Source organism: Flavobacterium taihuense (genome assembly GCF_019351435.1).
Classification (GTDB): Bacteria; Bacteroidota; Bacteroidia; order Flavobacteriales; family Flavobacteriaceae; genus Flavobacterium; species Flavobacterium taihuense.
In genome coordinates this window covers 41,074-51,311 of sequence record NZ_JAHWYN010000004.1, presented here as the reverse complement: position 1 = coordinate 51,311, position 10,238 = coordinate 41,074, and the positions used below count along the sequence as shown (strand labels likewise).

7 protein-coding genes are annotated in these 10,238 nt (G+C 33.7%); 4 read left to right on the top strand and 3 right to left on the bottom strand.

Going from position 1 to position 10,238, the window contains the following annotated elements; translation table 11 throughout:
- The coding region (locus KZH69_RS05580; RefSeq protein WP_219316463.1) for a DUF8696 domain-containing protein at positions 1–1,676 on the top strand (1,676 nt) is incomplete at its 5' end.
- Positions 1,677–1,847: 171 nt separating this feature from the next.
- On the opposite strand, the gene KZH69_RS05575 is transcribed toward KZH69_RS05580, so the two are convergent.
- Positions 1,848–4,037, bottom strand: a complete 2,190-nt coding sequence (locus tag KZH69_RS05575; RefSeq protein ID WP_219316462.1) for a glutamine synthetase III family protein — start codon at positions 4,035–4,037, stop codon at positions 1,848–1,850.
- 376 nt (positions 4,038–4,413) lie between these two features.
- On the opposite strand from KZH69_RS05575, the gene KZH69_RS05570 reads away from it, so the two are divergent.
- The 3 genes from KZH69_RS05570 (at position 4,414) to KZH69_RS05560 (ending at position 8,458) form a co-directional block, all read left to right on the top strand.
- Entirely contained in the window at positions 4,414–5,427 is a 1,014-nt protein-coding gene (locus KZH69_RS05570) for a glutamine synthetase beta-grasp domain-containing protein (RefSeq protein ID WP_115809986.1), read from the top strand.
- Positions 5,428–5,571: 144 nt separating this feature from the next.
- Positions 5,572–6,525, top strand: coding sequence for a TerC family protein (locus KZH69_RS05565; protein WP_219316461.1), 954 nt, complete (start codon positions 5,572–5,574; stop codon positions 6,523–6,525).
- Between the two features lie 247 nt (positions 6,526–6,772).
- Positions 6,773–8,458, top strand: a complete 1,686-nt coding sequence (locus KZH69_RS05560; RefSeq protein ID WP_219316460.1) for a T9SS type A sorting domain-containing protein — start codon at positions 6,773–6,775, stop codon at positions 8,456–8,458.
- A 73-nt stretch (positions 8,459–8,531) separates the two neighbouring features.
- On the opposite strand, the gene KZH69_RS05555 is transcribed toward KZH69_RS05560, so the two are convergent.
- Positions 8,532–9,059, bottom strand: coding sequence for a hypothetical protein (locus KZH69_RS05555; protein ID WP_219316459.1), 528 nt, complete (start codon positions 9,057–9,059; stop codon positions 8,532–8,534).
- Between the two features lie 266 nt (positions 9,060–9,325).
- Positions 9,326–10,192, bottom strand: coding sequence for an alpha/beta hydrolase (locus KZH69_RS05550; protein WP_219316458.1), 867 nt, complete (start codon positions 10,190–10,192; stop codon positions 9,326–9,328).
- Positions 10,193–10,238: the final 46 nt, after the last annotated feature.

The window sequence follows — 10,238 nt, the reverse complement described above, 5'->3', positions numbered from 1 at the left end:
CAGCTGTAACTGTAATAACAAATTACCGCAGAGTCGCTACTTCAACACTCAATGGTGTTGCCTGTTCCGCAAACAGTAATTGTTTGACTGTTACTCCAACCGGAATTGTTCCCGGTGAAATTGCCGGAAGCCAAACGCTATGTGCTCCGTTTAATCCTGCAGCCTTTACAAGCGTTACTCCTGGCTCTGACCACGGAACAATAAGCTACCAATGGCAAAGCAGTACTGATGGAACAACATTCACTAACATTGCGGGAGCTACCTCAGCAACTTATGATGCACCTGTAGTAGCCGTTAAAACTTGGTTCCGTAGAGTAGCCACTTCTGATGTGGGTTGCGCAGGCAACAGTAATGTTTTGACTGTGACACCAAATGATATTGCTCCTGGCACAATCGCTGGAAACCAAACAGGTTGTTCTCCATTTGATGCAGTAGCCTTTACCAGTACAACTGTGGGAAGCACCACAAATGGTGGAGTAATTTCATATCAATGGCAAATGAGTACAACTGGTTGTGATGGTACTTGGAGTGATATCGTAGGAGCTACATCTGCAACTTACGATCCACAATCAGTATCTGTAATAACAAATTACCGCAGAATCGCAACTTCAACACTCAATGGTGTTGCGTGTTCCGAAAACAGTAATTGTTTGACCGTAACTCCAACTATTTGTTCCAATGCGTTATGTACCTATACTCAAGGATACTATGGTAACCCTGGTGGTATGTCATGTGCTGACGGAAAACCATTCACTACAGCAGGACTTATCGCAAAAGCCTTGACTTCTTATGGAGGCACTATGACTATAGGTTCATCTGGACATTCTGTTTATATTATGAATAATTCAACAGATATAGATGCTCTTATAACTGTAATGCCTGGAGGTGGTAGTAGTAAAGTACTGGCTCCTTTCGATTACGAAATAAATCAATTACCTCCAAATTACTTGAGAAATGGAAAAATCAATAATACTTTATTGGCTCAAACCATTGCTTTAGGTCTTAATATAGGTATAAATAGCCAACTTGGCAATTTCGAATTGAAACCGGGAACTTTTGCAGTTGCTGTACCAGAAGGAGGTTGTGGTTCTGATATACCTAAAGCTAGACAATGTTCACCTGGCGGTTTGACTCCAGTAATCAACGAGTATAAATATTATTCAATACCTACAGCCGTCATAAATGCAATTTCACCTAAAACCGTTCAAGGATTGTTTGCTTTGGCAAATCAAGCTTTGGGAGGCGGAAGCACAAATGGCTTGACATTGACTCAAATTGCTGATGCAGTTGATTTAATCAATAATGCTTTTGATGAATGCAGAATATTTGTAGGTTATGGTATTGAACCGCTTGTTTGTGTGACACCAATTGATAACACCATTATCAATACCACAACAAGTACTGCTAAAGTAAGTGACACTAGCTCTTTTACAGCGTATCCGGTTCCTTTCAAAGACCAACTTACCATCAGTTATGATTTTAAATATGTTACTGATGTAAAAATTGAGGTATTCAATACACAAGGTAATATTGTAGCGTCAAACCATGATGCTAACGGTTATTTAAACAAAGTAGTTTTGCTAAATATTCCATACACTGGTCAAGCTGAAGTTTACTTTGTGAGAGTAAGTACTAATAGAGGAAACAGTGTGCAAAAAGTGCTTTCTTCTAGATAATCTTAAACTAATTTAATTTTAAAAGCACCCACCACAAGTGGGTGCTTTTTTTGTAACTTAAATATTCCGTTCAATCAAATACAACATCACAGGAATCAATTATTCAAACACAAAACAAAAAAGGCTTTCCTAAATAGAAAAACCTTTTTAAATTTTATAAAAAACAAAGAACTACTTCGTCAAAAGCAATTCCCTGTATTTAGTCAAAGTCCACAGTTCATTATCAACCAATAACTCAAGCTTGTCACAATGATTTCTGATGATTTCAAAATAAGGTTTTACATTATTGCAATACGCCTCTGCCATTGCATGTGCATCAATCAAATTATTGGCTTTTTTTCTTTCTTCAGTCATCTCTTCCACTTTAGAATTAATGCCTTCAATATGTCCTGAAATTTCTTTTATCAAAATAATTTGTTCTTTGGCAATCGATTCGAAATCAGCACCAAATATATCCTTCAATCCTTTTACATTTTCAATCAATGTATTTTGATATTTAATAGCTGTAGGAATTACATGATTTTTCGATATATCACCTAGTACTCTACCTTCAATTTGTATTTTTTTGGTATACTCTTCCAATTCAATTTCATAACGGGCTTCAACTTCTATTTGATTCATAATTCCCATTTCAGAAAATAAATCGATAGCTTGTTTTGATGCTCTCGCTTTCAAAGCTTCCGGAGTGGTTTTAAAATTACTCAACCCTCTTTTTGCCGCTTCTTTTTGCCAAGCTTCACTATAACCGTCCCCTTCAAAAAGAATTTTTTTAGATTGTTTGATGTATTCTCTCAAAACATTGAAAATAGCATCATCTTTTTTCATGTCTTTGGATTCGATTAAATCATCAACTGCAATTTTAAAATCCTTAAGCTGTTTTGCCACAATGGTATTCAAAGTAGTCATAGCATTCGAACAGTTTGCAGATGAACCAACAGCTCTAAACTCAAATTTATTTCCGGTAAATGCAAATGGTGAAGTTCTGTTTCTATCGGTATTATCCAACAGAACATCTGGAATTTTTCCAACAACATTTAGCTTCAAGTCCGTTTTTTCTTCTGGAGACAATTTCCCAGTAGAAACTCCTTCTAATTCAGCTAATACCTTAGTTAATTGCTCACCAATAAATACCGAAATAATTGCGGGTGGTGCCTCATTGGCTCCTAGTCTATGATCATTGCTAGCAGTGGCGATAGAACCCCTCAATAAAGCCTCATAATCATTTACCGCTTTAATAGTATTGATAAAGAAAGTCAAAAATTGTAAATTAGTCATTGGCGTTTTGCTCGGACTCAACAAGTTTACTCCGGTATCAGTAGCCAATGACCAGTTGTTGTGCTTTCCAGAGCCATTCACCCCTTTAAAAGGCTTTTCATGAAGCAAAACTTTTAAATCATGACGCTCTGCCACTTTTTGCATCACATCCATCAACAAACAGTTGTGATCTACGGCCAAATTGGTTTCTTCAAAAATAGGAGCAAATTCAAATTGGTTAGGAGCAACCTCGTTATGACGTGTTTTTACCGGTATTCCCAACAACATACATTCTTGTTCCAAATCCCTCATATATGTCAAAGCACGAGTTGGAATTGACCCGAAGTAATGATCATCGAGCTGTTGCCCTTTAGCAGAAGTATGTCCCAACAAGGTTCTTCCTGTCATAACAATATCCGGACGAGAATTAGCCAATGATTTATCAATCAAAAAATACTCTTGTTCCCAACCTAAAGTAGCAGTCACTTTTTTAACATTTTTGTCAAAATATCTACAAACTTCGGTCGCTGCTTCATCCATAGCAGATAAAGCCCTTAATAATGGAATTTTATTATCTAATGCTTCGCCTGTGTATGAAATAAAAATAGTAGGGATACATAAAGTTGTCCCAAATATAAATGCTGGTGAAGTTGGGTCCCAAGCAGTATATCCCCGAGCCTCAAATGTATTTCTTATTCCACCATGAGGAAAACTGGACGCATCTGGTTCTTGTTGAACTAATTGAGCTCCTCCAAATTTTTCCAATGGATCGCTTCCGTCATAAGAGGTTTCAAAAAAAGCATCATGTTTTTCTGCTGTTGTTCCAGTTAGAGGCTGAAACCAGTGCGTATAATGGGTTACACCTTTAGACAAAGCCCATTCTTTCATTCCCATGGCAATATAGTCCGCCAATTTTCTATCGATTTTAGTTCCGTGTTGAACCGCACCCTGTACTCCCTTAAAAGCATCTGAAGTCAAATATTGCTTCATAGCCTTATCATTGAACACATTAGCTCCAAAGAGAACTGATTTTCTTCCTGTCTCCTGAAACTCTACTAACTTTCTATTTGAAGCTTCTTTTAAAGCTTGAAAACGAATTGATGACATATCATAAATCTTAAATTAATAATCACTATTAAACGTATACAAATATAAATTATTCTACTAAACAAATAATTAAAGCACTCATTAATAAATAACACTCAATTGAGATGGATGTAATAGCAAAAAAAATGTTTCAATAGCTTAATTTTCAAATTATAGTAATAAAAATCCTAACTTATAATTAATATTAAAAACCAGCTAATTACGAATTTAACTATTATACCTCTATAAAATTGCAATTTTTTAATTATACCCCTCCTAAAATGCAGTAATATCAAAAATTAAAACTACCCAAATAAAAACTACCCCCCAATTTTACGACGTAAACAAATTATTTTATATTTGCATCAGAAAAAAATCAAAAAAAAATTATAATATTATGGCTAAAATAAAATTAGAATACCTTTGGTTAGATGGTTACGAACCAACACAAAATTTAAGAAGTAAAACTAAAGTTGAAGAACACGAAAATTTTCAAGGAACTTTAGCAGAAATCGGAAACTGGTCTTTTGACGGTTCATCAACAAGACAAGCAGAAGGTGGTTCATCTGACTGTTTATTAGTGCCTGTAGCTATTTATCCAGATCCAACTCGTATCAATGGTTACTTAGTAATGACTGAAGTTATGAATGCTGATGGTACAGCTCACTCATCAAATGGTAGAGCAACTATCGAAGATGACGGAGATTTCTGGTTTGGATTCGAACAAGAATATTTCATAATGGATACTAAAACTTTATTACCATTAGGTTTCCCAATTGGAGGTTACCCTGCACCACAAGGAATGTACTACTGTTCAGTAGGTGGTAAAAACACACACGGAAGAAAATTAGTTGAAGAGCATGCTGATTTATGTATCGCTGCTGGAATCAACTTTGAAGGAATAAATCAAGAGGTTGCTTGTGGACAATGGGAATTCCAATTATTCGCACAAGGAGCTAAAAAAGCAGGTGATGAAATCTGGGTTGCTAGATATTTATTAGACCGTTTGACTGAAAAATACGGTTACTATATTGAATACCACCCAAAACCACTAGGAGATACTGACTGGAATGGTTCTGGAATGCACGCTAACTTCTCTAACAATGTATTAAGAACTTGTGGTTCTCAAGAAATTTACGAGAAAATATGTGAGGCTTTCCGTCCTGTAACTGCTGAGCACATTGCTGTTTACGGAGCTTACAACGACCAACGTTTGACTGGTAAACACGAAACTGCTTCTATCCACGATTTCTCTTACGGAGTATCTGATAGAGGATGTTCAATCCGTATTCCATTAATGACTGTTCAAAAAGGATGGAAAGGATGGTTGGAAGATAGAAGACCAGCATCTAATGGTGATCCATACAAAATTGCTGCAAGAATTATCAAAACTGTAAATTCAGCATTGTAATCATAACCAAATTAAACCAAAAAAGTGCTTTCGTAATTGAGAGCACTTTTTTTTTGGAATAAATTTCTATATATTCAAGAATTAACTGCCCTAAATTAGAAAATCAAATTTACATTTGCTGTACAATTAAAAACAAATACCATTATGACTGTTTGGATCTTATTTATTGTATTGATATTGATAATTCTCGCACTCGATTTGGGTGTATTCAACAAGACTCCACATATTATCAGCACCAAAGAAGCCAGCAAATGGACCGCGATTTGGTTTACCCTGTCTATGCTTTTCTCTGGAGTAGTATATTGGCTGTACTCCACTGATTATGTATTAAATCCAACTCAATTGAAACCCTCTGTTGCGGCAATGAAATTCATAACAGGTTATCTGATTGAATTATCATTAAGCATTGATAATATATTCGTAATTGCCTTAATTTTTGCTTCGTTCAAAATATCAAAAAAATACCAACACAGAGTTTTGTTTTGGGGAATATTAGGAGCAATTGTTTTTCGGGGTCTAATGATTTATTTCGGGGTATTGTTAATCAATAAATTTACATGGACCGCCTATGTCTTTGGAGCATTCTTATTATTTACAGCCATGAAAATGCTTTTCACCAAAGACGAAGAGGAGTTTAACCCCAAAAAATCATTAGTTTACAAAATTTTAGGAAAAATAATCCCGATTTCAACACATACCGAAAAAGAGCATTTTTTCATAAAAACCGACAAAGGTAATGCAGCTACTCCACTATTTGTGGCATTAATTGTTATTGAAGTAATGGATGTTGTTTTTGCAGTAGACAGTGTACCTGCTATTTTAGCCATCACTTCCGATCCTTTTTTAGTATTTAGTTCCAATATTTTTGCCATATTAGGCCTGCGATCTTTGTACTTTTTCCTTGCCAATATGCTCGAGAAATTTAGTCACTTAGAATATAGTCTCATTGCTATTTTAAGTTTTGTCGGATTAAAAATGTTACTGCATGATTACATCGAAATTCCCGAATGGGCGTCATTGACCTTTATTGCTTTGACACTTATTATTGGTGTACTGGTTTCTTTACAAATAAGCAAGAATGAAAAAACGACAAAATAGGAGCTTTTAATAACCAAAAATGAGCAAGCATAAAAAAAGGAAATCAATCGATTTCCTTTTTTTATACCAATTAAAACAATAAATACAAACGCAACTATTTTTTATATAGTTTTTTAAATTAACTCAAGAATAATTCTATTACAAAAAATAGAAAAAAAACTACATTATAATATAGATTTTTTATTACAAAATAAAATATGTGCAATATTTTTTAGTAATTTCGTGTCCTAATTATAAAAATTCCATCATGAAAAAAATTATGCTCATTCTATTATTCATTCTATTTTGCAACCCAAAATCTTTTGGACAAACAGTATCAATTAATTCTTTAGTGGTTAACAATGTTTCTGTAAATAGTTCAGACCCGATAAATATACACCCCTCTGCAATTACAAATATTTCTTTAGCCACTGAAGTACTTTTTACAGTTCCTCAAAGCAATTACGGAACCATAAATATATATTATCAAAAAAATAAGATCTCTACTCCAATTACAGCAGATGGAGGTTCGGGAGGAAATCTTCTTTTTAATGGAGGAAATTCTGCAGGAAGAACTTTTAATATTACATTAAATCCAGCACAATTTGATGAAACTGGAGGTTATATATATTCGGAATACAAAACAGACACAGGTACAATTTATAAAAGTGTAAATATTCCAATTGTAAAAACAATTCCTAATATAAATACCCCTCCATCTGATCCTAATTATGCGACACAAACTATTCCATACGGAGGCACCCCTTTGCTTCCAAGGTTTGTAAATTACTATGATGCGGCATCCAAAGATTGGGTAGACAGCTCTGGCAATATTGTACTATCTGAGCGAAATGACTGGATATTATACAACACCGTTACTATCAGACAAAGAACAATTTTCACAAATGGAACGATTAAACTCGAACCTCAAAAAATGAACATAACAGTTTCTAAATTTTTATCCGATTTTTCTAGACTTTACGTTAATAATGAAATCAGTAAAAACATGTATGTCCCTTTAGGACAAAATCCAGGAACTATCATTGGAAATCAAGCATCTGAAAGTCACAACACTGCAACTGGAACTGTCACAAATCTTTTAAATAATTATCAATGGCAAAAAAGAACAATATATCCTCTATGGTGGAACAACATTAATGAGGGACTCGCCTTATATGGTTGGTATGATATACCAGGAGCTACCCAAGCGAACTATACTCCTCCATCAGAATCTAGAGGCATAGAATACCGAAGATTAGTCGTGGAAAATCCTTCAGACAAATCAATTTCCAGAAAATGTTCCACAAGCAATAAAATAACAGTATATCCAATAGACAATAAAGACATCAATAATACCATTTGTTGCGATCAAACTGCATATTATAACACAAATCCAAATCCAATAACTGGTACAATTTTAGTTGGTTCAACTGCATATATATGGCAAAGCTCACCGGATGGAATAGACTGGAATGATTTTTCAACTAGAAATTTAAATGGAAATTCAACTGGAAATTCAACTGGAAAAGATTACACACCTATTCGATCTACTAATGGCCGACGACCATATGTAGGGATAATCAAATATAGAAGACTAGCCTTAGACTATGGAACAAATTTATATAATATCAGCAATTCAGTAAGTGTAAACTACAGTAATCAAACAGCTAAAATCAGTAATGAAAAAAATAAAAAAATCGAAGTGAATGACAACATTCTGAAAGTGTATCCAAATCCAGGCATTTCAATGATAACTGTAAATGGAATTGATAATATATCTTCTTTTCAAGTAAAAGTTATTGATACAACAGGAAAAATAGTAATTTCGAAAGACCCAAATCAATCTGACAATGAATTAATACGACTAGACATTTCAACGCTACCAAAAGGCATCTATATATTAGAACTTGAAAACAAATCTAACAAATTCAGAAAAAAAATTATCAAAAATTAATAAACCTAGAAATCACTAAATAAAAAAAGGGAATCTTACGATTCCCTTTTTTTTATAAATATTTAAAAAATACTTACAAATCTATTTTATTAATTTCATTTTCATTTATTTTTAAAGCTGAAATTACCTCATTGTAATTATTTTTATTTATAGAAGAAAGCAATTCATTAGGAACAATAAGAACCCTAAATGTCTGACCTAAAACATAATCAGGTCTGTTCAATAAAGCATAATTCCCATTAGCAGTGATAATATAATCTTTTACAGTAAAGTCAAAATCATAATCTAACACGTCTCCATTAGGGAAATAAATACTTCGTGGTATAAGTTGCCAAACAGGAAGATTTGTATTAGTAGATCCACTTTTTCTGTAAATCAAAACCATATCTGAGCCATGAAGATCACTACCAACCTCATCTGAAAAAGTATTAGACACAGAATACACGTTATCATTTTCCTTAAATAAATCTTGATTTACAATGTCAAATGCAGCTGCACCTATTCCATCCTGTCCAGGAACTCCCGGAGGCCCTTCTGGTCCTTCACAGCTCTGAAAACCAAACATTCCTATAACTGCCAAAAGTGTAATTATTTTTTTCATTTTTTTTATGTTTTAAAGTTCTATAAAGGTATTTCAAAAATCAAGCCAAAAAAAAATATTTTTTATAATATTCTTGAAAATAATTTAAAAGTTTTTGGTTTATACAAAAAATAATAAACAAAAACACCTAAATTCATTATTAAAAGTTCATTCTTTCTCCAGCCCAATTATTTGTATCCAATTAAAAATAAACACTTTAAAAACGAAAACTCATACACGAGAAGCTTCTCTGACTAAAAAACACTTTCTTCATTTTCAATAATTATTTAATTAACTAGAACTCCATTATTTTTTAATATTTTACTAAAAAACAAAACCTGATAGGGTAAAGCATTTTCCCAATATTCCCAAGTATGTGCCCCTGGACGTTCAGTATAGTCATGAGGAACCTTAGCATAAACTAATCTTCTATGCAATTCCCTATTCAGTTCAATAAGAAAATCATCAACCCCGCAATCTATAATTAATGGTAGTTTATTGGCTTTAATTTTATCAACCATCCCTAGTACAGCATTTTGTGCGTATAAATCAGGATTATTGCTTTGGTCACCAAAAACAGGCTGCATTAATTTTATAACTTGATCATTTGGCTCCCTTCCTAACATTGTTCCCATATCTACAGCTCCACTCATACTTCCTGCTGCACAAAATAATTCGGGATGTTTGGCCGACAGAGACAAAGCTCCATGCCCGCCCATAGAAAGCCCTGCAATGACACGACCCTTTTTATCATTTACCGTTCGATACGTTTTGTCAATCTTTTGAATTACTTCTTCAGCTATATAGGTTTCAAACTGACTGCCTTTATTTACCGGACTGTTAAGATAAAAACTAAAAGTCTCTCCTTCCGGCATCACTATAATAATATTATATTGATCGGCTAAATTTTTAACTGTATTTTTATTGGGAGTACTTGACAACCAATCCGAAAAATGACCGTAAGCGCCATGTAAAAGATAAAGCACTGGATAAACCGCTTTCCCTTTTGCATAAGAATTAGGCAAAACCACAGCAGCTTTGTAGGTTTTACTCATAGCAACACTAGGGATTTGCAAAGTATCAACTGTTGATGCAAAAGACAATATGGTATTACCAAATAAAAATGCAATACATACTATTAATATTTTTTTCATGTTATTTATTTGTTTTGATGAAATGTAAATATACAATTTCCAAAAA

Bases quoted from the DNA above. Each gene is read 5' to 3' on its own strand.
- KZH69_RS05560 (WP_219316460.1), top strand. From the start codon at position 6,773: ATGAAAAAAATTATGCTCATTCTATTATTCATTCTATTTTGCAACCCA.
- KZH69_RS05570 (WP_115809986.1), top strand. From the start codon at position 4,414: ATGGCTAAAATAAAATTAGAATACCTTTGGTTAGATGGTTACGAACCA.
- KZH69_RS05565 (WP_219316461.1), top strand. From the start codon at position 5,572: ATGACTGTTTGGATCTTATTTATTGTATTGATATTGATAATTCTCGCA.
- KZH69_RS05575 (WP_219316462.1), bottom strand. From the start codon at position 4,037: ATGTCATCAATTCGTTTTCAAGCTTTAAAAGAAGCTTCAAATAGAAAG.
- KZH69_RS05550 (WP_219316458.1), bottom strand. From the start codon at position 10,192: ATGAAAAAAATATTAATAGTATGTATTGCATTTTTATTTGGTAATACC.
- KZH69_RS05555 (WP_219316459.1), bottom strand. From the start codon at position 9,059: ATGAAAAAAATAATTACACTTTTGGCAGTTATAGGAATGTTTGGTTTT.